This is a genomic window from Aeromonas sp. PI_26 (assembly GCF_027854445.1).
In the GTDB taxonomy this organism is placed as follows: domain Bacteria; phylum Pseudomonadota; class Gammaproteobacteria; order Enterobacterales; family Aeromonadaceae; genus Aeromonas; species Aeromonas veronii.
Window position 1 is genome coordinate 41962 of the sequence record NZ_JAJNOE010000004.1, and the last position, 23026, is coordinate 64987.

At 59.5% G+C, this 23026-nt stretch carries 20 protein-coding genes; 10 read left to right on the forward strand and 10 right to left on the reverse strand.

Features of this window, described 5'->3' with window-relative positions; translation table 11 throughout:
• The first annotated feature begins 85 nt into the window (after positions 1–85).
• Positions 86–1030, forward strand: a complete 945-nt coding sequence (locus LRL22_RS06310; protein WP_005337664.1) for a TerC family protein — start codon at positions 86–88, stop codon at positions 1028–1030.
• Positions 1031–1095: 65 nt separating this feature from the next.
• Here LRL22_RS06310 and alr read toward each other — a convergent pair whose 3' ends face one another.
• On the reverse strand, positions 1096–2322 hold the full coding sequence (gene alr, locus LRL22_RS06315; protein WP_088869323.1) for an alanine racemase: 1227 nt from the start codon (positions 2320–2322) through the stop codon (positions 1096–1098).
• A 173-nt stretch (positions 2323–2495) separates the two neighbouring features.
• Here alr and LRL22_RS06320 point away from each other — a divergent pair, with 173 nt between their 5' ends.
• On the forward strand, positions 2496–2945 hold the full coding sequence (locus LRL22_RS06320; RefSeq protein WP_204483132.1) for a methyltransferase family protein: 450 nt from the start codon (positions 2496–2498) through the stop codon (positions 2943–2945).
• A gap of 93 nt (positions 2946–3038) precedes the next feature.
• Here the strand turns inward: LRL22_RS06320 and tapW are convergent, their stop codons facing one another.
• Both tapW and LRL22_RS06330 read right to left on the reverse strand, forming a co-directional pair.
• Positions 3039–4178 (reverse strand): type IVa pilus ATPase TapW, encoded by a 1140-nt coding sequence (tapW, locus tag LRL22_RS06325; protein WP_005353124.1) that lies wholly within the window; start codon positions 4176–4178, stop codon positions 3039–3041.
• Positions 4179–4236: 58 nt separating this feature from the next.
• Positions 4237–4593: a DMT family protein gene (locus tag LRL22_RS06330; protein ID WP_005337656.1), complete on the reverse strand. Its 357-nt coding sequence runs from the start codon at positions 4591–4593 to the stop codon at positions 4237–4239.
• A 112-nt stretch (positions 4594–4705) separates the two neighbouring features.
• Between LRL22_RS06330 and LRL22_RS06335 the strand changes: the two genes are divergently transcribed.
• The 3 genes from LRL22_RS06335 (at position 4706) to LRL22_RS06345 (ending at position 7405) form a co-directional block, all read left to right on the forward strand.
• A complete protein-coding gene (locus LRL22_RS06335) occupies positions 4706–5437 on the forward strand; it encodes a substrate-binding periplasmic protein (RefSeq protein ID WP_270904980.1) in 732 nt (243 codons plus the stop codon).
• 97 nt (positions 5438–5534) lie between these two features.
• A complete protein-coding gene (btuC, locus tag LRL22_RS06340) occupies positions 5535–6542 on the forward strand; it encodes a vitamin B12 ABC transporter permease BtuC (protein ID WP_103252339.1) in 1008 nt (335 codons plus the stop codon).
• 65 nt (positions 6543–6607) lie between these two features.
• On the forward strand, positions 6608–7405 hold the full coding sequence (locus tag LRL22_RS06345; protein WP_270904981.1) for an ATP-binding cassette domain-containing protein: 798 nt from the start codon (positions 6608–6610) through the stop codon (positions 7403–7405).
• A gap of 21 nt (positions 7406–7426) precedes the next feature.
• Here the strand turns inward: LRL22_RS06345 and aac(6') are convergent, their stop codons facing one another.
• Positions 7427–7885, reverse strand: coding sequence for an aminoglycoside 6'-N-acetyltransferase (gene aac(6'), locus LRL22_RS06350; RefSeq protein ID WP_199427220.1), 459 nt, complete (start codon positions 7883–7885; stop codon positions 7427–7429).
• Between the two features lie 6 nt (positions 7886–7891).
• The gene (locus tag LRL22_RS06355) at positions 7892–8956 is read right to left on the reverse strand and encodes a 3-deoxy-7-phosphoheptulonate synthase (protein WP_199427219.1); all 1065 of its coding nucleotides are present in this window, start codon (positions 8954–8956) and stop codon (positions 7892–7894) included.
• A 144-nt stretch (positions 8957–9100) separates the two neighbouring features.
• On the opposite strand from LRL22_RS06355, the gene LRL22_RS06360 reads away from it, so the two are divergent.
• Positions 9101–9481: a diacylglycerol kinase gene (locus LRL22_RS06360; RefSeq protein WP_111899524.1), complete on the forward strand. Its 381-nt coding sequence runs from the start codon at positions 9101–9103 to the stop codon at positions 9479–9481.
• Positions 9482–9561: 80 nt separating this feature from the next.
• Here LRL22_RS06360 and serA read toward each other — a convergent pair whose 3' ends face one another.
• The 4 genes from serA to LRL22_RS06380 all read right to left on the reverse strand — a co-directional run bounded on the left by serA (position 9562) and on the right by LRL22_RS06380 (position 14076).
• Complete coding sequence (serA, locus tag LRL22_RS06365; RefSeq protein WP_005337639.1) at positions 9562–10794, reverse strand: phosphoglycerate dehydrogenase; 1233 nt, start codon at positions 10792–10794, stop codon at positions 9562–9564.
• A 324-nt stretch (positions 10795–11118) separates the two neighbouring features.
• Positions 11119–11772, reverse strand: a complete 654-nt coding sequence (gene rpiA, locus LRL22_RS06370; protein WP_005353106.1) for a ribose-5-phosphate isomerase RpiA — start codon at positions 11770–11772, stop codon at positions 11119–11121.
• Between the two features lie 161 nt (positions 11773–11933).
• Positions 11934–12530 carry a 5-formyltetrahydrofolate cyclo-ligase gene (locus tag LRL22_RS06375; protein WP_005337635.1) on the reverse strand — a complete coding sequence of 199 codons (597 nt, stop codon included), beginning with the start codon at positions 12528–12530 and terminating at the stop codon, positions 11934–11936.
• Positions 12531–12741: 211 nt separating this feature from the next.
• Positions 12742–14076 carry a Na+/H+ antiporter NhaC family protein gene (locus LRL22_RS06380; RefSeq protein ID WP_129503682.1) on the reverse strand — a complete coding sequence of 445 codons (1335 nt, stop codon included), beginning with the start codon at positions 14074–14076 and terminating at the stop codon, positions 12742–12744.
• A gap of 334 nt (positions 14077–14410) precedes the next feature.
• Between LRL22_RS06380 and dapB the strand changes: the two genes are divergently transcribed.
• The 4 genes from dapB to LRL22_RS06400 all read left to right on the forward strand — a co-directional run bounded on the left by dapB (position 14411) and on the right by LRL22_RS06400 (position 21729).
• Positions 14411–15223, forward strand: a complete 813-nt coding sequence (dapB, locus tag LRL22_RS06385; protein WP_005347132.1) for a 4-hydroxy-tetrahydrodipicolinate reductase — start codon at positions 14411–14413, stop codon at positions 15221–15223.
• 671 nt (positions 15224–15894) lie between these two features.
• Entirely contained in the window at positions 15895–17031 is a 1137-nt protein-coding gene (gene carA, locus LRL22_RS06390) for a glutamine-hydrolyzing carbamoyl-phosphate synthase small subunit (RefSeq protein ID WP_005337628.1), read from the forward strand.
• A 20-nt stretch (positions 17032–17051) separates the two neighbouring features.
• Positions 17052–20276 carry a carbamoyl-phosphate synthase large subunit gene (carB, locus tag LRL22_RS06395; RefSeq protein WP_005337626.1) on the forward strand — a complete coding sequence of 1075 codons (3225 nt, stop codon included), beginning with the start codon at positions 17052–17054 and terminating at the stop codon, positions 20274–20276.
• A 301-nt stretch (positions 20277–20577) separates the two neighbouring features.
• Positions 20578–21729 carry a DUF1615 domain-containing protein gene (locus LRL22_RS06400; protein ID WP_100646200.1) on the forward strand — a complete coding sequence of 384 codons (1152 nt, stop codon included), beginning with the start codon at positions 20578–20580 and terminating at the stop codon, positions 21727–21729.
• A gap of 160 nt (positions 21730–21889) precedes the next feature.
• On the opposite strand, the gene tyrA is transcribed toward LRL22_RS06400, so the two are convergent.
• Positions 21890–23017, reverse strand: coding sequence for a bifunctional chorismate mutase/prephenate dehydrogenase (gene tyrA, locus LRL22_RS06405; protein ID WP_110302380.1), 1128 nt, complete (start codon positions 23015–23017; stop codon positions 21890–21892).
• Positions 23018–23026 lie beyond the last annotated feature (9 nt).

The window sequence follows — 23026 nt, forward strand, 5'->3', positions numbered from 1 at the left end:
TTGCCGAGAGGCAAGGTGTATCTGCTCCAAACGCAAACCCACTGCCTCCCGGTCGTGGGTTTTGTCGTTTTTGGGAGAAGTGAACATGGGTGAATGGTGGATGTGGACCGGTTTCTTCAGCATAGTGCTGGTCCTGTTATGGATAGACATACGCTTTGTCGGTGGCGGCAAGTCACACAAGGTGTCCCTCAAAGAGGCGGGTGTCTGGTCCCTCATCTGGGTCAGCGTGGCGCTGCTCTTCAACCTGGCTATCTGGCTCTGGCTCGATCACAGCGCGGGCCGTGAAATCGCCAACCAGAAGGGGTTGGAGTTCCTCACCGGCTACCTCATCGAGAAAGCGCTGGCAGTGGACAACGTCTTCGTCTGGCTGATGCTGTTCGGCTACTTTGCCATTCCGGCCGAGCTGCAGCGCCGGGTGCTGCTCTACGGGGTGCTGGGTGCCATCGTGATGCGTGCCGGTATGGTGTTCGCGGGCAGCTGGCTCATCGAGCAGTTCCACTGGATCCTCTACCTGTTCGGCGCTTTCTTGCTGCTGACCGGTGCCAAAATGCTGTGGGCGGCCGACAAGGAGCCGGATCTGGCCAACAATCCGCTGCTAGGCTGGATGCGCCGTCGCTTCAAGGTGACCGAGACCCTGGAAGGGGAGAAGTTTTTCGTCTGGCGTGACGGTGTGCGCTATGCCACCCCGCTGCTGCTGATCCTGGTGCTGGTGGAGGTGAGCGATCTCATCTTTGCGGTGGACAGTATCCCGGCCATCTTCGCGGTGACCACGGATCCCTTCATCGTGCTGACCTCCAACATCTTCGCCATCATGGGTCTGCGTGCCATGTACTTCCTGCTGGCGGGTGTGGCTGATCGCTTCGCCCTGCTTAAATACGGTCTGGCGCTGATCCTGATGTTTATCGGGGTCAAGATGCTGCTGCTGGATATCTTCAAGATCCCGACCGGCATTGCACTGGGCGTAGTCGCGTTGATCCTGCTGGCATCCATGGGGCTGAGTCTGTTTGTGACCCGTAAAAAGGCCGCTTGAGCGCGGCAGACAATTAAGCAATAACAACAAGGGCTCCCGCGGGAGCCCTTTTTCATATCGTGTTATCAGCGTTTGATCTTCTTGGGGTTGGTGTAGCCCCAGATGGTGTACATGTCCGCCAGCAGGGCGCCGTTGTACTCCTCCAGATCCGCCTGTTTCACTTCGGCGTCACCCTGACGGCCAAACAGCACCACCTCGTCGCCGGGTTTCACCCCTTTCAGATCAGTCACATCCACCATGATGGTGTTCATGGAAGTCTTGCCGACCACCGGCACCTTCTGACCCTGGATCAGCACATAGGCCTTGTTGCTCAGGGAGCGGCGATAACCGTCGGAGTAGCCCAGCGGCAGGTTGGCGAGCCAGGAGTCGCGCTTGAGGGTGAAGGTGCGGTCATAACCGACGGTGTTGCCCGCTGCATAGTGGTTGACCGAGGCGACCTGGGTCTTGAATGCCATCACCCGCTTGTATTCGGTGTGGGAGGGGATGGAGTCGCCGTAGAGCAGGCCGCCCGGGCGCACCATGTCGAAGTAGGCGTCCGGCACGGCCAGGGTGGCGAAGGAGTTGGCGGCGTGGATGGTGATCTTGCTGCGATCCAGTTTGCCCGCTTCCAGCAGCCACTGGGAGTCCAGTTTGAACTGGGCCAGTCCCATCTTGACGTCCTCTTTCTCCTCAACCGGGAAGTGGGTCATGATGCCGACCGGGGTGATCCCCTTTAGCTTGAGCATGGCCAGCGCATCCTGCTTGGCATCGGCCAGACGCAGGTCGATGCCGTTGCGGCTCATGCCGGCGGAGTTGAGCGCAATATGCACCGGAATGGTGGTGTGGTGGCGCTGGGCGATATCGGCGATACCCTGGGCACTCACCAGACTGCCGATCAGCTCCTCCATCTTGTAGGGAAGGGCCTGCTCTACTTCATCCGGGGTGGCAGCACGCACCCGCATCAGACGGCCGGTAAAGCCCTTCTCGCGGGCGACGCGCGCCTCTTCGTTGCTGGCGATGCCGATGCAGGGGATATTGGCCTTGACCACGGAGGGGACCAGCAGGTCGATGCCATGACCGTAAGCGTCGGCCTTCATGATGGCGCAGATCTGCGGGCCCTTGTCACCGAGACGATCCTTGAGGGTCTGGATATTGTGCTCAAAGGCGCCCAGATCCACTTCCAACCAGGCGTTGCTGGCGGTTTGCTCCTGGCCGTTGCGATGATCCGTCGCAAGGGGCAGATAGGGAGCCGCAACGGCTTGGCCCGCGAGCAGGCCGAAGATCAGGGTAGCCAGCAGAGTTTTCTTGTGCATGGTGATTCCTTTTTGTTATTCGCGTTGGATAGTTTGGACGGGGTCGGCCACATTGGTGGTGGTTTAACCACAACTTGTTGTTATTATTATGATCTTTGTCACTCTCAACAGGCGCTGACTGGGTGGGAGTCTACCGCAACACGGGTTCGGCCGACACTCGTCAGGGGAAGAAAATGGTCAATCTTGAGTTACGTTTGCCACCACCGCTGATCTTCCTGCTCTGTGCCGGGGCCATGTGGTGGCTAAGAGGGGAGAGCCAGCCCGGCATTTGGGTAATGGCGCTGATGGCTATGCTGGTCGTGGCGGGGGCCATCATGGGCTTTGGTGCCCTGCAACGGTTTCGTCACCACCAGACCACGGTCAGCCCCACCAAGCCGCAGCACACCAGCCGTCTGGTGACCTGTGGCGTCTATCGTGTCAGCCGCAATCCCATGTATCTGGGTCTGCTCTGCTGGCTGGCCGCCTGGGGCTGTTATCTGGGTGGAAGTTGGGTCTGGGTTGGGCCAATCGTGCTGGTGGCCTGGCTGACTCGCTTTCAGATCATGCCGGAGGAGCGGCTGTTGCGCGCCCGTTTCGGCGACGAATATGTGGCGTATTGCCAGCGCGTTCGCCGTTGGTGCTGACTGGTTGTGATCTGCGTGAGCTGAGGGATCAGTCGGGTCAGCCGTGCTGGATAAAGAGAACCCCGGGCGGGCCCGGGGGTCTCGAGGGGCAGGTTAGAAAAAATCGCCCTTCTCGTCCTTGGTGGGTTCGAGGCTCCAGCCAGTGGCATCGCTGCTGCTGGCAATCTGCCCCTTCTCCTTCCACAACTTGATCTTGAGGCGCAGGTTGTTGGCCGAGTCGGCGTTTTTCACCGCCTCTTCTTCCTCAATTACCCCTTCCACTACCAGATCAAACAGGGCGCTGTCGAAGGTGACCATGCCGAGGGCCTTGGATTTTTCCATCACCTCTTTGAGGCCGCCAAATTCGCCGCGCTTGATCATGTCGCGGATGGTGTGGGTGCCAAGCATGATCTCCACTGCGGCCCGGCGACCGCCATCGGTGGTTTTCACCAGCCGCTGGGAGACAAAAGCCTTGAGGTTGTTGCCCAGATCGTTGAGCAGCTGGGGGCGGCGCTCCTCGGGGAAGAAGTTGATGATGCGATCCAGCGCCTGGTTGGCGTTGTTGGCGTGCAGGGTGGAGATGGCAAGGTGGCCGGTTTCGGAGAAGGCCAGCGCATGTTCCATGGTCTCGCGATCGCGGATCTCGCCGATAAGAATGACGTCCGGCGCCTGACGCAGGGTGTTTTTCAGGGCTGCGTGGAAGCTGCGGGTATCCACGCCAACCTCCCGCTGGTTGATGATGCTCTTGCGGTGACGATGAACGAACTCCACCGGATCCTCGATGGTGATGATGTGGCCACCGCTGTTGCGGTTGCGATGGTCAATAAGCGCCGCCAGCGAAGTGGATTTACCCGAGCCGGTACCGCCGACAAACAGTACCAGACCGCGTTTCTCCATGATGGTGTCGAGCAGCACAGGCGGGAGTTTGAGATCTTCAAAGCGGGGGATTTCGGTCTTGATGTTGCGGGCCACCAGAGAGACTTCGTTGCGCTGCTTGAAGATGTTGACTCGAAAGCGGCCGATCTGGGGCAGGGAGATGGCGAGGTTCATCTCCAGATCCTTCTCGAACTGCTGCTTCTGCTCGCCATCCATGATCTCGGCGGCGATCCGCGCCACTTCCCCCGGCTCCAGCGGCGTTTCGTTGAGGGGGCGCAGGCCGCCGTTAAATTTGGCGCAGGGGGGCGCGCCGGTCGACAGATAGAGGTCTGAGCCATCCTGCTTGGCCAGGATCTGTAACATGTCTCGCAATTCCATTTTTTTGCCTCGTCGATCAATGAGATGCCATGAGCGGGATGATATTGAGTGTACAGCCTCAGGCGCCGGTCAGTTTCTCGCGAAAGACAAAAAAGACCGCACCGAGAATGCAGAGCCCTGCCCAGAGATAGTCCCATTTCAGATCTTCTTTGAGATAGAAGATAGAGAAGGGGACGAATACGGTGAGTGTGATCACTTCTTGCAGGATTTTCAGTTGGCCCACGCTCATCACCGTATGGCCGATGCGGTTGGCGGGCACTTGTAGCAGGTATTCGAACAGAGCGATACCCCAGCTCACCAGGGCGGCAATGATCCAGGGTTTATGGTTCATGCTCTTGAGGTGAGCGTACCAGGCGAAGGTCATAAAGACGTTGCTGCAGAGCAGCAGACCGATACTGGTGAAAATCGGGTTCATAGGGTTCTCCTTGAAAATCCGGCGCATTTTATCCCTGAACCACGGGTTTTCATACGTGGTGCGGGAGGGTATTTTTAACCAACAGGATAAGCCGTGCGAGGTATGCGACGGGATGGGCAAGTTATGCGGGATTGTGTTGTTACTGTTATTTGCCATGCCGGTGTGTGCGACCCCGACGCTGACGGTGGCCACCGATCTGTGGCCGCCATTTCGCATCCTGCAAGCGGATGGCCGGTTGCAGGGGCTCGACATGGACATCCTGCGCCGGTTGCAACAGGCGAGCGGCATTGAGTTGCAGGTACGGCGGATGCCGTGGGGCAGGGCGCTCAAGCAGATGCAGACCGGTCAGGTCGATCTGATGATTGGCCTCGCCTATACCGCCGAGCGGGCGCAGTTCATCGACTATCTGCAGCCTGCCTACTATCAGTGCTGGCCCGCGTTTTATGGTCAGCCGGTCAATGTGGCCCGGATCCACCAATACCGCGATCTGCAGGGGGTGAAGGTGGGCTATGTGCTCAACTCGGCCTACTTTGAGCCTTTCAACAGTGACAGCCGCCTCGACAAGCACGGAGTACCCACCGAAGATCAGCTGCTGCGCATGGTGCAGCGCGGTCACCTGCCGCTGATGATTGGCACCGACTGTCAGGTGGACTATGCCCTGAGTCAGGGAAATGCCAGCCGGATAGGCAAGGCGGACTACCGCCCCGCCACGCCGGTGACCCTCTATCTGGGGATGAGCAAGCACTCACCTCACCAGTCGCTGCGCCAGCCCTTGCTGGTGGCGCTGCAAAATCTGGTGGCCAGCGGCGAGATAAGGGTGATGGCCAAGCGTTACCAGCCTTGACCTTGGGTGGCAAGCCACTGTTATCATGCCCTTTTCCTGCTTCTCCACCGGCGCTGCGACAGGGCCGGGGGAAAGCCTTGTTATTCGGGGATCCTCCTTGTACCTCTCCCTTATCGCCCGCCAGCAGCGCTGGCAGCGGCGCTGGCTCTGTGGCCTGACGCTGCTGACCCTGCTGCTGTTTCTCTTCTCCCTCGTCTGGGGCGAGTTTGTGCTGCTGCCCTGGCAGCCTCTTGGCGATCTCGAACAGCGCATCCTGCTGGAGCTGCGCCTGCCGCGCGCCTTGCTGGCCCTCTTGGCTGGCGCAGCCCTTGCTTGTGGCGGCGCCGTGTTGCAGGTGATGCTGCACAACCCGGTGGCCGAACCCGGGCTGCTTGGCGTTTCAAGCGGCGCTGGCCTTGCCGCCATGGTGGCGATGGCGGTGGCCAAGTCCCTCGGCTTCTATCTGCCCGGCTGGGGGCTGTCGCTGGCGGCCTTTGGTGGCGCCCTGCTGGTGACCATGCTGCTCATTCGGCTGGCTCGCCGGGCGCGTCTCGGTCATGCTCGCTTGCTGTTGTTTGGGGTGGCCATCGGCATCCTCACCAATGCGGCCATGACCTGGCTGATGTACTTTGCCGACGACGGCTCCTTGCGTGAATTCATGTTCTGGATGATGGGGAGCCTCTCTTACGGCAGCCAGCAGTTCGGCTGGTGGTGGCTGGTGCTGCCGCTCACCCTGGGTTGGCTCTGCTGGCAGGGCAAGGCGCTGCAACAGTTGCTGCTGGGGGAGACCCAGGCCCGCCTGATGGGGATGGATGTCGACAAGATGCGGGTGCGGCTGGTGCTGGCGGTCTGTCTGCTGACCGGTGTGGCGGTGTCGTTGTGCGGCGTCATCGGTTTTGTCGGGTTGGTGGTGCCCCATCTGCTGCGGCTCTGCGGTGGCAGCGATCAGCGCTTTCTGCTGCCTGCTTCGGCGCTTGGCGGCGGGGCCCTGCTGCTGGCGGCCGATCTGGTTGCTCGATCCACCCTGAGCGCGGGGGAGTTGCCTATCGGCGTCATCACCGCCTCGGTGGGGGCGCCGCTCTTTATCTACCTGCTATTGAGGCAAACTGCCGATGGTGCTGCATAAATATCTGCATGATTTGGTCGGGGTGCGCAGTCTCCTTATTTACCCGTTGTTGAGGCAAGATACCGATGTCACCCGCTGATCCCATGCCGGTTTCTTCTCGTGCTGCTGCGCCGCTGCTGGAGGTGCGCGCACTCGCCATTGCCGGACGGCTCTCTCCCCTGGATATCCGCTGGCATGGCGGCCAGTTGGTGGCGCTGCTTGGCCCCAATGGCAGTGGCAAGTCGACCCTGCTCGGGGCGCTGGCGGGGATTTTACCCGCCGATGGCACAGTGCTGCTGGGGGGGGAAGTGCTTACTGACATGAGTTGGCCTGAGCTTGCCAAACGGCGCGCCATGCTGCCCCAGCGTCAGCCCCAGCTGTTTCATATTCCGGTGTTTCAGGTGTTGAGCCTGGGGCTCGATGAGATGGTTGCACCTGCCAGACAGAACGAGGCGATAAATGCATTGTGCGAGGCATTGGAGCTGGAAGCCTTGCTGGCTCGTGACTTCAGCCGGTTGTCGGGGGGCGAGCAGCAGCGGGTGCTGATTGCCCGCACCCTGCTGCAGGTGTGGCCGAGCCTCAATCCGACCGGCAAGGTGCTGCTGCTGGACGAGCCGCTGGCGGGGCTCGACCTGCATCACCAGCTGGCGCTATTGCGCTTGCTGAAAACCTTGGCCGGGCAGGGCTTGCTGGTGGTGCTCGCCATCCACGATATCAATCTGGCCATCGACTGGGCCGACAGCATTCTCTGCCTGCAAGGGGGCGCGGTGGTGCGCGAAGGGGGTGTCGAGCTGGTGGATGAGGCGCTGCTGGCGCAGGTGTTCCAGATAAAGACCGAGCGCATCGAGGCGGGCGGCCGGGTCTGGTTTATGCCCAGTTTGTGAGAAACAAGCAAGGCCCTGGCGTCAGCCGAGGGCCTTTTTGAAGAATACGACTCGCTCCGTTTCGGCAAAGCCGAGTTGTTGGTGCATCTGCTGCGAGTCAAGATTGTCGATGGCGGCATCGGAGGCCAGTTCCCGGCAACCCAGCTCGCGGCCCCACTGCGCCACCTGAGCGATCAAGGCTTGGGCCACCCCACGCTGGCGCGAGGCCGGTTGCACATAGACCCCTTCCAGATACATCACAGGGCTGCTGTTGCAGCCATTCACGTAATCGTGGCGCAGGGCTGCATCGGCAAAGCCTACCGCCTGACTCTGCTCATCCAGCGCCAGAAAGGCGTTGAGATGTGCATTGGCCAACATCTCAACCCCTTCCTGCAGGTGGGCCGAAAGTGCGTGGTGCGGCCACAGCTGCTGGCGCAGGGTTGCCCACTGCGCCAGCAGCGTCTCGTCGAGGGGGACTATCTGCCAGCCGATACTCGTCATCGGGGCTCAGGCTTGCCGCTTGGCAAGGCGTACCAGTGCAGCCTCTGCCAGCATCGCCAGCAGGGTTTCGGTGTCGTTCCATGACAGACAGGCATCTGTGATGCTCTGGCCGAAGGTGGCGGCGCAGCCGTTCTCCACATCCTGACGCCCTTCCACCAGGAAGCTTTCTGCCATGATGCCGGCGATGCCGGTACGGCCGCGGCGCAGCTGATCGCAGATATCTTGCGCCACCAGCAGCTGACGGCGGTGATCCTTCATGCTGTTGCCGTGGCTGAAATCGACCACCAGACGCTCCGGCAGGCCCACATCGGCAAGCGCTTCACAGGCTTCATCGACACTGGCGGTGTCGTAGTTGGGGCGGTGGCCGCCACGCAGGATCACATGACCAAAGGGGTTACCGGCGGTGCGGTAGATGGTCATCTTGCCGTCTTTGTCCGGCGAATAGAAGATGTGGCTGTGACGGGCGGCGCGCACCGCATCGATGGCGATGCGGGTATTGCCGTCGGTGCCGTTCTTGAAGCCGACCGGGCAGGAGAGGGCCGAAGCCATCTCGCGGTGTACCTGGGATTCGGTGGTGCGAGCGCCGATAGCGCCCCAGGTGATGAGGTCGGCAATATACTGGCCGGTCACCATATCGAGGAATTCGGTGGCGGTGGGCATGCCGATCTCGTTGATGTCGACCAGCAGTTTGCGCGCCAGTTTCAGCCCTTCGTTTACATCGAAACTGCCATCAAGGCGCGGGTCATTGATCAGCCCTTTCCAGCCGACGATGGTGCGCGGCTTCTCGAAGTAGGTGCGCATCACGATGCAGAGGCTCTCTTTATACTGCTCGCGCAGGGCGTTGAGGCGCAGGGCATACTCGCGAGCAGCAGCGGGATCATGGATAGAGCAGGGGCCGACAATGACCAGCAGGCGCTGATCGTCTCCGGCCAGAATGGCTTCCACTTCGCGACGGGCATCCAGCAGATTCTGGGCAATGGTATCGGTGATCGGAAACGCGTGTGCAAGCTCGCTCGGAGTGATCAGTGACTCCAGGCGACGGGTGCGCAATTCATCTGTGTGAATGGACATACAACTCAAGTCTCGAGTGGGTGGTGTCAGCCGCAAGGGGCGAAAAAGCAAAGAGATAAAATAAAGCAAAAGTCCCCTGATTGAAACCTTGGGGGGCTCTGATAGGATGTGAGGCCAAAATCGATTCCAAATGAGGTAGATAGCGTGGCAAAGCCAGGGGCAACCGGGGTCACCCGCATCATCAACGCAACCGGTTACAGCATGAAGGGGCTCAAGTCAGCCTGGATTAACGAGGCGGCGTTTCGGCAGGAGCTGATGCTGATCCTGTTGCTGATGCCACTTGCCTTCTGGATTGGCGATTCCCTCAACCAGATCCTGCTGCTTATCGTCATCAGCTGGCTGGTGGTGATCGTCGAGATCCTCAACTCCGCCATTGAAGCTGTGGTAGACAGGGTTGGCTCCGAGCATCATGAGCTCTCCGGTCGCGCCAAGGATTTGGGCTCTGCCGCCGTCTTTATCGCGTTGGCCCTTAATGCCCTGGTGTGGGGCGCGCTGGTAGGCCGCAACCTGTTGGGGTGGTGGTAAGCCATCACGCTGCCTTTAGGTTCTGCTTATACAAAAGCCCGTCATCACGACGGGCTTTTTGCTGCGCAGATAAGGGTCTATCAGTGGAGAATGCGGGCTCGGATGGTGCCGTTGATCTCCTTGAGCTTGGCGAGCGCCTTCTCGCTGTGCTCGGTCTCCACGTCGATCACCACGTAGCCGATATGGCTGCTGGTCTGCAGGTATTGACCGGCGATGTTGATCCCCTCTTCGGCGAAGATCTGGTTGATCTGGTTCATCACGCCCGGCTGGTTGCGGTGAATGTGCAGCAGGCGGCTGGAGCCCTTGTGGCCCGGCAGCGACACTTCCGGGAAGTTGACGGCAGAGAGGGTGGAGCCGTTGTCGGAGTATTTGACCAGCTTGTTGGCCACCTCCAGCCCGATGTTCTCCTGCGCTTCATGGGTGGTGCCACCGATGTGCGGGGTCAGGATGACGTTCTCCAGGCCACGCAGCGGGCTTTGGAACTCTTCGTCATTGGACTTGGGCTCGACCGGGAAGACGTCGATGGCGGCACCGGCGATATGGCCGCTCTTGATGACGTCAGCCAAGGCGTCGATATCCACCACGGTACCGCGGGCGGCGTTGATGAAGATGGCGCCCGGTTTCATCATCCGCAGCTGCTCGGCACCGATCATGTTCTTGGTTGAGGCGGTCTCCGGCACGTGCAGGCTGATGACGTCAGACATATTGAGCAGCTCGACCATGCTCGGCACCTGAATGGCGTTACCCAGCGAGAGCTTGTTCTCGATATCGTAGTAATAAACTTTCATGCCGATGCTCTCGGCGATGATGCCAAGCTGGGTACCTATGTGGCCGTAGCCGATGATGCCAAGCTTCTTGCCGCGCGCTTCCACCGAGCGGTTGGCCAGTTTTTCCCACACGCCGCGATGGCACTTGGCGTTCTTCTCGGGGATGCCGCGCAGCAGCAGCAGGATCTCGCCCAGTACCAGCTCGGCGACCGAACGGGTGTTGGAGAAGGGGGCGTTGAAGACCGGAATACCGCGGATCTGGGCCGCTTCCAGCTCGACCTGGTTGGTACCGATGCAGAAGCAGCCGATGGCGACCAGCTTGTTGGCGGCGTCGAGTACCTTCTCGGTGATCTGGGTGCGGGAGCGCAGCCCGATGAAATGGACGTCGCGGATCTGCTCGATCAGCTCCTCTTCGGAGAGCGAGGTCTTGAGATACTCCACACTGGTGTAACCTGCGGCACGAAAGGTCTCTACGGTGTTGGGGTGAACCCCCTCCAGCAGCAGAACCTTGATTTTATCCTTGTCCAACGAAAACTTGGCAGTCATGACGATCCCTCTGTATGTGCAAACGTAAGTGCAGATTTGGTGTGCGAAGAAAACCGTAAAGTAGCAAAAACGTTTGGGAGAGGGAATATTTGTGACGAAAGTCAAATTCTTTGAAGTTATCAACGAATGTTGTAAACATCCGTATGCAACTTGTTGAGGGATAAATAAAAACGGCGCCATCAGGCGCCGTCATTTATTCACAGTGCAATGTTTGGGTCATATCCCATCCCGGGGCTCAATCAACGCCGCTGCTGCGTCAGAGGTGGCAGAGTGGCGCTGGCGTGCGAGGGAGGATGCCGCTGCACTGTGCTGCCGGTGTCGGGATTACTGGGTAATCACGCCGTCAGGCGTACCGATCAGGACCACGTCGGCGCCGCGCGCGGCGAACAGGCCGTTGGTGACCACACCAACAATGGCGTTCAGTCGTACTTCCAGTGCCTTGGCGTCGGTAATGGCCATGCCTTTCACATCCAGAATGTGGTTGCCGTTGTCGGTGACCACGCCTTCACGCCACACCGGGTTGCCACCCAGTTTGCGAATTTCGCGGGCCACGTATTCGCGGGCCATCGGGATCACTTCCACCGGCAGCGGGAACTGGCCCAGCACGTCGACGGTCTTGGTGTTGTCGATGATGCAGATGAACTTGTCAGCGACGGCGGCAACGATCTTCTCGCGGGTCAGGGCTGCGCCACCGCCTTTGATCATATCGCGGGTTGCGTTGATCTCGTCGGCGCCATCCACATAGACGGAGAGGGCGTCGATCTCGTTGAGATCATATACGGTGATGCCGAAGCCCTTGAGGCGCTCGGTGGAGGCAACGGAGCTGGATACCGCCCCCTTGATCTCGTCCTTCATGGTCGCCAGCGCGTCGATAAAGTGGTTGACGGTAGAGCCGGTGCCTACCCCGACGATGGTGCCGGGAACCACATACTTGAGCGCAGCCCAACCGGCCGCCTTCTTCATTTCATCTTGAGTCATGATCGTTCCTTAAGAAAAAAGCGGGCGCATTATATCCAACCCGGTACCCCGTCGCGACCTTGTTGCTCACGTTCCGGGGCAAAAAGAGGGACTTTGTAAATCGTTTGCCTGTTTATTCTGCGTTTGCGCGCACAAAGCAGGGGCTGCCTGCCAAAAACAGCCTATTCAAAGCGCCAGCAGTGGCTCGGGGTGATGATCTGGGGCAGCGGTACATCCCACTCCTCTTGCGGGACCGCATCCACCTGCTGGCAGTCGTGGGCAATGCCGAGCGGCTTGGGGCCCAGCTTGTGCTCATGCCAGATGGCGAGAGTGCGATCGTAGTAGCCGCCCCCCATGCCAAGACGATTGCCCTGGGCATCGAAGGCGACCAGCGGGGTGCAGATAAGATCGAGCGTGCTGTGGGGCACCACCTGCAGGATATCCAGCTCCGGCTCTTCGATTCCGTAGCGGTTGCGTACCATGGGGCTGGTGGCGGTATAGCGCAAAAAGAGCAGGTGACCCGGAGTAAAGGGGTGGAGCACCGGCAGGTAGACCTCTTTGTGCTGGGCCCACAGCCAATGGATGGTGGGCAAGGGATTGATCTCCCCGTCATTGGCCAGATAGAGGGCAATGCGTTTGGCGGCGAGGATCTCGGGGTGTTGCTTGAACTGGGCCAGCAGCTGTTGGGCCGCCGCTTGCTGCTCGGCCGGACTCAGATTTTTGCGGCGTTGACGAACCAGTTGGCGCAGGGATTGACGTTCGGGTTGGGACTCATGCATGGGGAACCTCTGGTATAGCTGCGCATCGATGGCTTGAACGCGCTCTACCTTAGCACATTCACTCTTGACGTTAAGGGGGACAGGGAAACCCCGTCCCGGACGGCTGATGCCCGGAACGGTGGGATAAATGCTGGCTGATCCGATAGTGAGTCAACAAGGGCCAGGGTGTGGCCCCTGTTGACAGCATGTCGGCGCGCCAGCGTCTGGTCTGTTACTTGTCAGCTTTGCCGCGCATCTGGTGCTTCACGAACACGGCAATCAGTGCCGCCACCGCGAGCGCCATCGGGTAGAAACTCATGCTCACTACCGCCAGCGGTGACAGGGCGAAGATGGAGCCCAGCAGCAGCGCCTGTGCGCCCCAGGGGATCAGACCCTGTACCACGCAGGAGAAAATATCGAGCATGGAGGCGGCGCGGCGCGGGGTGACACCGTGGTGTTCGGCCAGATCCCGGGCTACCTTGCTGGCGACGATAATAGCCACCGTGTTGTTGGCGGTGCAGAGGTTGGTGAGGCTCACCACCCCAGCGATGCCGAGCTCGGCGGCTTTCTCGTTCTGTTCACCATTGTGCTCGCGAGTGAAACGGGCAATCAGGGCGCTGATGCGCTCGCTGATCCATGCCAGTCCACCCTGACGTTCCATCAGGGCGCCGAGACCGCCGATCAGCATGGAGAGCAGGAAGATCTCCTGCATGCCGGTAAAGCCCTGATAGATATCCTTGCTGAACTGACCGATGGCGTAGCCGTTGATCATGCCCACTGCTCCGGCGGCCAGAATACCGATCCCCAGCACCACAAACACATTCACCCCGGCGAGCGCCAGCCCCAGGATCAGCAGATAAGGCATCACCTTGAACAGCTCGATGGCGCTGCCGTTGGCAGGGGATTCACCCACTGAGCCCAGGGTCAGATAGAGCAGGATCACCGCGATGGCAGCTGGGGCCGCAATCTTGAAGTTCTCGCGGAACTTGTCCTTCATCTCGCACCCCTGGCTGCGGGTGGCCGCGATGGTGGTGTCGGAGATGATGGAGAGGTTATCGCCAAACATGGCGCCGGAGAGAATGGTTCCCGCCATCAGCACCGGATCAATACCGGCCGCCTGTGCCACGCCCAGCGCGACCGGCGCCACGGCACCTATGGTGCCCATGGAGGTGCCCATGGCGGTAGCAATAAAGGCAGAGATGAGGAACAGCCCGGGCAACAGCGCCCAGCCAGGGATGAGGGAGAGACCCAGCGCCACGGTGGCATCAACCCCGCCGGTGGCCTTGGCCACGCTGGCAAAGGCGCCCGCCAGCAGATAGATAAGGCACATCGCCATGATATTGCTGTGGCCGACTCCCTTGAAGAAGGTCTCCAGATTGCTGTTGAAGCTCTCTTTGCCAAGCAGCAGGGCGAGCATCACCGCAGGCAAGGCTGCAACCGGAGCGGGCAGTTGATAGAAGGCGAACTCGACCCCCTGCAGGGTCAGCCAGGTACCGGTACCGATAAAGAGTGCGAGAAAAACCAGAAGTGGCAGCAAGGCCCTGGCACTGGGTTGAGTCTGGATCATGTGTTCCTCTGAAATTGAACAATGACCTCCTGTCATAAACTGCTTTGTACCTGTATCGGATAGGGATAGGGGGAAAACAGGGCGGGCATCCTGCCGCATTGGGGTGCCCACAGTAGTGAGTCAACCTCGCCTGGTCAAGATAGACGTCCAGATGGATAGGTGTTTTTATCTTTCGATTTTGTCACTCTGACTAAATCCGTTAAATGTTCGGATTAAATTAAATATTTTCGTTTATTTGTCGGTTGTCTCTGCTGGCTCACTGTGGGCTTTTCAAAGCTGGCACAGGCTGGTAAAACGGTCTCTTTCCATAATTAAAAGAGATGAGAGGGTGGAGATGGACAATCCGATCCGTGTGGCTGTGATGGGCTGTAATGGTCGTATGGGCAAGGTGCTGCTGGAGGCCATCACCAACACCGATGGCGTGGTGGTTGGTGCTGCGCTGGAGCGGCCGGGCTCGGCGGTGATCGGTCTTGATGCCGGTGAGCTCAATGGGCTGGGCCATCTGGGTGTGGCCATCAGTGACAGTCTTGACAAGGTGCGTGACGAGTTTGATCTTATCATCGACTTCACCCGCCCCGAGGTGACCCTGGCCAATCTGGCCTTTGCGCTGGCCCACCACAAGCAGATGGTGATCGGCACCACCGGTTTTGATGATGCAGGCAAGGCCGCCCTGAAAGAGGCGGGCAAGCAGATCGGTATCGTGTTCGCCTCCAACTACTCGGTCGGGGTCAACCTGGTGTTCAAACTGCTGGAGCAGGCCGCCAAGGTGATGGGGGATTATACCGACATCGAGATCATCGAAGGGCACCATCGCCACAAGGTGGATGCGCCATCCGGTACTGCGCTCTCCATGGGTGAAGTGGTCGCCAAAACCCTGGGCCGCGATCTCAAGGAGTGTGCCGTCTATGGCCGCGAGGGGATCACTGGCGAGCGGGATCGCAATACCATCGGCTTTGCCACCATTCGCGCCGGCGATCTGGTGGGGGAGCATACCGTCATGTTTGCCGATATCGGCGAGCGGGTGGAGATCAGCCACAAGGCCTCCAGTCGCCTGACCTTCGCCAACGGTGCTGTGCGAGCGGGCAAGTGGCTTGGTCAGCAGGGTGCCGGTCTTTATGACATGCAGGATGTGCTCAATCTCAAGTGATGCCTCTGTACGGCACTTTCGTATTACTGCTACCCAGTGAAAAACCCCGGCTTGCCGGGGTTTTTGCTGTCAGTTAGTCAGAGTTTGTATAAAAAGACGCACTGCCTTCAATTTTTATCTGAATGCCTTATAAGTCACACTATTGCTTTATCCGCCAGATTTCCCCTTCCTGAATGTCATCACCAGGTAACAGATTTGAGCATCTTTATGGCGGATGAAGCCATTTGTTTACACGGAGTGGAAAGGACTAAAAATTCAAACGCAGAAAAACGTTTTCCATTTTTCATGTTCACTTTTGTCATCGTAAAAACGTTAAATCTGTCATTAATGTTTTTTTTAGTGAAAATTAAAGTCATTGTTTCAATTGGTTTTTTTTGTTTGTTTTTGTCGCTATCGCTAGCTTGGTGGCATCTTTTGGTGGTGGTTTTTCCTTTTCTTTCGTGGGAGGGGGTTGCAAAGCGATTGAGTGCATAGATAATGGGTAATGTTGCCTTTTTATTGAATTTAGATGCATTTCATCTGAGAAAAGACGTTGAAATGCCACTTTTTTTAAGTAGAATGCGCCCAATTTGCCAGAAATCTGCCGGGTTCGAGTCCTGTCCAAGACCGGAACCGAGCCCGCAACACCCAGGTAAATTGCTGAATTTAAAGCTAAATAACTGGAGGTTGTCTTGAATCACACTGCATTGCTAGTGCTGGAAGATGGAACTGTGTTCAAAGGCGTGTCGATAGGCGCCGAGGGATGTTCCGTTGGTGAAGTGGTTTTCAATACGTCGATGACGGGCTATCAGGAAATCCTCACCGATCCCTCTTATTCCCGTCAGATAGTCACCCTCACTTACCCCCATATAGGCAACACCGGCACCAACAGCGAAGATGAAGAGTCCAGTCAGATCCATGCTCAGGGATTGATCATCCGGGACCTTCCGATACTTGCCTCCAATTTCCGCAATCAGCAATCCCTCTCCGAATACCTCAAGTCTCACAACATCGTTGGCATCGCCGACATCGACACCCGTAAACTGACCCGCATCCTGCGCGAGAAAGGCGCTCAGGCTGGCTGCATTCTGGCCGGGAAACAGGTCGATGAAGCCTATGCCCTCGAACAGGCCCGCGCCTTCCCCGGTCTGAAGGGGATGGACTTGGCCAAAGAGGTGACGGTTGGTGAGGCGTACAACTGGACCGAAGGGAGCTGGCAGCTTGGCAAGGGGCACGTCACCCCGGATGCCGACCAGCTGAAATACCACGTGGTAGCCTATGACTTTGGCGTCAAGCGCAACATCCTGCGGATGCTGGTTGACCGTGGCTGCCGCCTGACCGTGGTGCCTGCCAAGACCCCGGCCGCCGAGGTACTGGCGATGAACCCGGATGGCATCTTCCTCTCCAACGGCCCCGGCGACCCCGAGCCGTGCGACTACGCCATCGAGGCCATCAAGGCTTTCCTTAATACCAACACGCCGGTATTCGGCATCTGTCTGGGTCACCAGTTGCTGGGTCTGGCCTCCGGTGCCAAGACCGTCAAGATGAAGTTTGGCCACCACGGCGCCAACCATCCGGTGAAGAGCCTCGATGACAACACTGTGATGATCACCGCTCAGAACCACGGCTTTGCGGTAGACGAGAACAGCCTGCCGGATTGCCTGCGCGCCACCCACGTCTCCCTGTTCGATGGTTCCCTGCAAGGTATCCATCGCACCGACCGTCCGGCCTTCAGCTTCCAGGGGCACCCCGAAGCGAGCCCGGGCCCGCACGACTGTGCCGGTCTTTTTGACCACTTTATTGAATTGATTAAGCAGTATCGCGCCTAAGAAATAGAGGAAAGAGTTTCATGCCAAAACGTAACGACCTTCAGAGCATCCTGATCCTCGGCGCCGGCCCCATCGTCATCGGCCAAGCCTGCGAATTTGACTACTCCGGCGCCCAGGCGTGCAAAGCCCTGCGCGAGGAGGGCTACCGCGTCATTCTGGTCAACTCCAATCCGGCCACCATCATGACCGACCCGGAGATGGCTGACGCCACCTACATCGAGCCCATCACCTGGGAAGTGGTGCGCGAAATCATCAAGAAAGAGCGCCCGGACGCCATCCTGCCCACCATGGGTGGCCAGACTGCGCTTAACTGCGCACTGGCACTGGAGAAGCACGGCGTGCTGGCCGAGTTCGGTGTCGAGATGATCGGTGCCACCGCCGACGCCATCGACAAGGCCGAAGACCGCTCCCGTTTTGACAAGGCGATGCGCAGCATTGGCCTGGAGTGCCCGCGTGCCGGCATCGCCCACAATATGGAAGAGGCGTGGGGCGTGCAGCAGATGGTCGGCTTCCCCTGCATCATCCGTCCCTCCTTCACCATGGGTGGCTCCGGTGGCGGCATCGCCTACAACACCGAAGAGTTCGTCGAGATCTGCGAGCGCGGTCTGGACTTGTCGCCGACCAAAGAGCTGCTCATCGACGAGTCGCTGATCGGCTGGAAAGAGTACGAGATGGAGGTGGTGCGGGATCGCAACGACAACTGCATCATCGTCTGCGCCATCGAAAACTTCGACCCCATGGGTATCCACACCGGTGACTCCATCACGGTCGCGCCAGCCCAGACGCTGACCGACAAGGAGTACCAGCTGATGCGCAACGCCTCCATGGCGGTGCTGCGCGAGATCGGCGTCGAGACCGGCGGCTCCAACGTCCAGTTCGGTATCAACCCGAAAGATGGCCGCATGGTCATCATCGAGATGAACCCGCGGGTGTCGCGCTCCTCCGCGCTGGCCTCCAAGGCGACCGGTTTCCCCATCGCCAAGATCGCAGCCAAACTCGCCATCGGTTACACCCTAGACGAGCTGATGAACGACATCACCGGCGGCCGTACTCCGGCCTCCTTCGAGCCGGCCATCGACTACGTGGTCACCAAGGTGCCGCGCTTCAACTTCGAAAAATTCGCCGGTGCCAACGACCGTCTGACGACCCAGATGAAGTCGGTCGGTGAAGTGATGGCTATCGGCCGTAACTTCCAGGAGTCCCTGCACAAGGCCCTGCGCAGCCTCGAGACCGGCAAAACCGGCTTCGACCCCATGGTTGACCTCAATGCCCCGGACTCCCTGACCCGCATCCGTCACGAGCTGCAGGATGCAGGTAGCGACCGTATCTTCTACATCGCCGATGCGTTCCGCGCCGGTCTCTCCATGGATGGCATCTTCAAGCTGACCAAGATTGACCCCTGGTTCCTGGTACAGATTGAAGACCTGGTGAAGCTGGAGGAAGAGGTGAAAGAGCGCGGCATGGCCGGTCTCGATGCCGACTTCCTGCGCGCCCTCAAGCGCAAAGGCTTTGCCGATGCCCGTCTGGCCAAGATCCTCGGTGTGGCCGAAGGGGAAGTTCGCAAACTGCGCGCCCGCCACAACATCTTCCCGGTCTACAAGCGGGTCGATACCTGCGCCGCCGAGTTCGCTACCAACACAGCCTACATGTACTCCAGCTATGACGAGGAGTGCGAAGCGGCCCCGAGCAACCGCGACAAGATCATGATCATCGGCGGTGGCCCGAACCGTATCGGTCAGGGTATCGAGTTCGACTACTGCTGCGTGCACGCGGCGCTGGCCCTGCGCGAAGATGGTTACGAGACCATCATGGTCAACTGCAACCCGGAGACCGTCTCTACCGATTACGACACCTCGGATCGTCTCTACTTCGAGCCGGTGACCCTGGAAGATGTGCTGGAAATCGTACGCATCGAAAAACCCAAGGGCGTGATTGTTCAGTACGGTGGCCAGACCCCGCTGAAACTGGCCCGTGCACTGGAAGCCAACGGCGTGCCGATTATCGGTACCAGCCCGGATGCCATCGACCGCGCCGAAGACCGCGAGCGCTTCCAGTCTGCCGTCGAGCGCCTCGGCCTCAAGCAGCCGGAAAACGGCACCGTCACCGCGCTGGAACAGGCCGTGCTGCTGGCCGAGCGCATTACCTACCCGCTGGTGGTTCGCCCCTCCTACGTGCTGGGTGGCCGCGCCATGGAAATCGTCTATGACGAGCAGGATCTGCGTCGCTACTTCGCCGAGGCGGTGAGCGTCTCCAACGAATCGCCGGTACTGCTGGACCGCTTCCTGGACGATGCGACCGAGCTGGACGTGGATGCCATCTGCGACGGCACCGATGTAGTCATCGGCGGCATCATGGAGCACATCGAGCAGGCCGGTATCCACTCCGGTGACTCCGGTTGCTCCCTGCCTCCCTATACCTTGTCCAAGAAGATTCAGGACGAGATCCGCGAGCAGGTGCGCAAGCTGGCGCTGGAGCTCGGCGTTATCGGCCTGATGAACGTGCAGTTCGCGGTCAAGGGCGATGACATCTACCTCATCGAGGTGAACCCGCGTGCCGCCCGTACCGTGCCGTTTGTCTCCAAGGCGACCGGTGCTCCGCTGGCCAAGATTGCCGCCCGTGTGATGGCCGGTCAGTCGCTGCAAGAACAGGGCTTCACCAAAGAGATCATCCCGCCCTACTACTCGGTGAAAGAGGTGGTACTGCCGTTCGCCAAGTTCCCGGGGGTTGACCCGCTGCTGGGGCCAGAGATGCGCTCTACCGGTGAGGTTATGGGGGTTGGCAGCAGCTTTGCCGAGGCCTATGCCAAGGCGCAGCTGGGTGCCAACCACGCCGTACCGAAAGAGGGTCGAGCCCTCTTGTCAGTGCGTCACAGCGACAAGGCGCAGGTGGTTGACTTGGCTGCCAAGCTGCTGGAGCTGGGCTACGAGCTGGATGCTACTCACGGCACCGCGGTCGCGCTGGGTGAAGCGAGCATCAACCCGCGCTTGGTCAACAAGGTTCACGAAGGTCGCCCGCACATTCTCGACCGCATCAAGAATGGCGAGTACACCTACATCGTCAACACCGCCGAAGGGCGGGTGGCGATCCAGGACTCCAAGCAGCTGCGTCGCGCCGCCTTGCAGAACAAGGTGGCGTATACCACCACCATGAATGAGGCGTTTGCCACCTGCATGGCCATCAGCGTGGATGCCACCGCTAACGTCAACTCGGTGCAGGAGCTGCACCAGAAGGTGAAAAACCGCTAAGCGTTTGCAGCGGGCATCAGCCCGATTTGCCAGACGACCAACCCCCGCCAGCGATGGTGGGGGTTTCTTTTTATCTGTCGCTAAGCGTTCGGTTCGGAGCGGGTGAGCCATTTAGGAAGGTCATGAGTTCCGCATCGCAGACAACGGATGGCGCGTGGGATGGTAAAAGCTGGCAAGGGGAGGGGATGCTGCGAGCGCGGGTTTCAACTGCAGCAGGCAATCCTCTACAATGGCCCCACTTTGCTTGTCAGTGCAGTGCCAGCGGCGCTGCCTGTAGGGCCTACAAAAAATGGACATGCTTATGACCGCTTTGCCTTCCTGTCGTCTTCTTGCCTTCTGCGCTGCCTTGTTGCTGGCCGGTTGTGCCAGTGATCCCGCCTCCGCGCCTGCCAAAGAGGCGAGCGTGAGCAACCCCAAAACGCCGCCTGCCATGCAGCCGCGCAAACCGGCGGATATGAAGAGCCGCATCGTGCGCTTCTTGCCCCGTCAGGTGCCGGACAAACAGGGGTGGGCCAACGACGTGGTGACGGCGCTCACCACCCAGGGGGTGACGGTCAATGATCACAATGTCTGTAGCGTGCTGGCGGTGGCGGAGCAGGAAGCCACCTATCAGGCCGACCCCGTGGTGCCGGGCCTTGGCAAGATCGCCTGGAAAGAGATCAACTCGCGGGCAGCCAAGCTGCTGATCCCCGAGTTTATGGTGCGGGCCGCACTCTCCATCAACTCGCCCACCGGCAAGAGCTACGCCGAGCGGATCGACAAGTTGCGTACCGAGCGGGAGATGAGTGAAATCTTCGAAGACATGATCAGCATGCTGCCGATGGGCAAGACGCTGTTTGGCAATCTCAACCCGGTGCATACCGGCGGCCCGATGCAGGTGAGCATCGCCTTTGCCGAGGCCAACGCCCGTGGCTACCCCTATCCAATCAAGGATTCCATCCGCCACGAAGTCTTTACCCGTCGCGGCGGCATCTGGTTTGGCACCAAGCATATCTTCGGTTATCCCGTCGACTACCCGGATACCCTCTACCGTTTTGCCGACTTCAACGCCGGCTGGTACGCCAGCCGCAATGCCGCTTTTCAAGCCGCCGTCAGCCGTTTGAGTGGCAAAACTCTGGCGCTGGACGGGGATCTGATCCGCTATGACTCGGATCTGCCGGGCAATACCGAACTGGCCGTCTACACCCTCGCCAACCGGGTCAATATGAGCAAGCAGGCGATCCACCAGAGCCTGCGTAAAGGGGATACCGCCGAATTTGCCGAGACCGATCTCTACCATCGCATCTTTACCCTGGCCGACAAGCAAGCGGGCAAGCGACTGCCCCGCGCCATCCTGCCCGGCATACAGCTAAAGAGCCCAAAAATCACCCGCAACCTCACCACCGCCTGGTTTGCCAAGCGGGTGGATGACAGGGAGCAACGCTGCGTGCGGCAGATGGCGACGATTAGGTAGGACTGGGTTTGCTTCGAGACTAGTTGCAAAGCGGGTTGCCATTGTTAATGACAACCCGCACGCTTAATCGCCCCTTCCAATGGAGATCTTTGGCTCGCATCCAGTTATGAACGGTGGCGGCTCCTTCCGAGTGGCATGAGTTGTTACTACTGTTGCAGGATCAGCCGTGTTGGCGGCGGTCGTTGGCCTGGGCCAGTAGCATGCGGCTTTCACGCAGGAACTGGTCGGCATGTTCGCCGAAGAAACCGGAGACTTGCGAGAAGGCCTCGATGAAACCGTCCCTGTCTCCTCGCTCCAGCAGCCCCAGCGCTTCGCCGAAGTTTTGGTAGTAGCGACGGATCATCGCCAGATTCTGCGGTGACGACAAAATGATGTCGGCATAGAGGTGGGGATCTTGGGCAAACAGCCGCCCCACCATGGCGAGCTCCAGCCGGTAGATGGGGGAGCTCAAACTCAGCAGGCGATCCAGATTGGCCTGCTCCCGGGAGAGGTGCCAGCCATAGGCAAAGGTGGCGAAGTGACGCAGTGCCTGAATGAGGGTCATCGCCTCATCGTGGGCCTTGGCTTCCACCTGTTGCAAGCGGGCGCCCCAGATGGTCATCTGATCCAGCAGCCATTGGCTGGCGGCGGGGTCACGACCCTGGCAGCAGACGATCACCTGCTTGGCGAGACTCGCCACATCCGGCCCGAACATGGGGTGCAGTCCCAGCACAGGCCCTTTGTGTACTGCCAGCATATGTTCGAGCGGTGCCGCTTTCACGCTGGTGACATCCACCAGCAGGCAGTGGGCGGGCAGGTTGCCGAGGCGGTCGATGATCTGGCAGGTGATATCGATGGGCACCGCCACCATCACCAGACCGGCTCCGGCGAGGATCTCGTCAGCGCGCGGCCAGTCGGCTTGTTCCAGCGTCTCGACCCGATAGCCTGAGAGGCTGAACATATGACCGAACAGCCGACCAAGCTGGCCCTGACCGCCTATGATGACCACCTTGCCAAGATCCGGCTTTATGCATTTGAAGCCTGTATCTTTCTCGCTGGCATAAGATTCACGCATCACCCGGCGCAGCACGTCTTCGATGAGATCGCCGGGCACTCCCAACTGCTCGGCCTCGGCACGACGGCGGGCCAGCATGCTCGCCTCCCGATCCGGTGCATAGATGGGCAGGCCGTGGCGGCTTTTTACTTCACCCACTTCTCCCACCAGGGCCAGACGGGCGGCCAGCAGATCGATCAGCTGCTTGTCCACCGCATCTATCTTATCCCTGAGTACATTCAACTCTTCAGCCATATCCAGTCC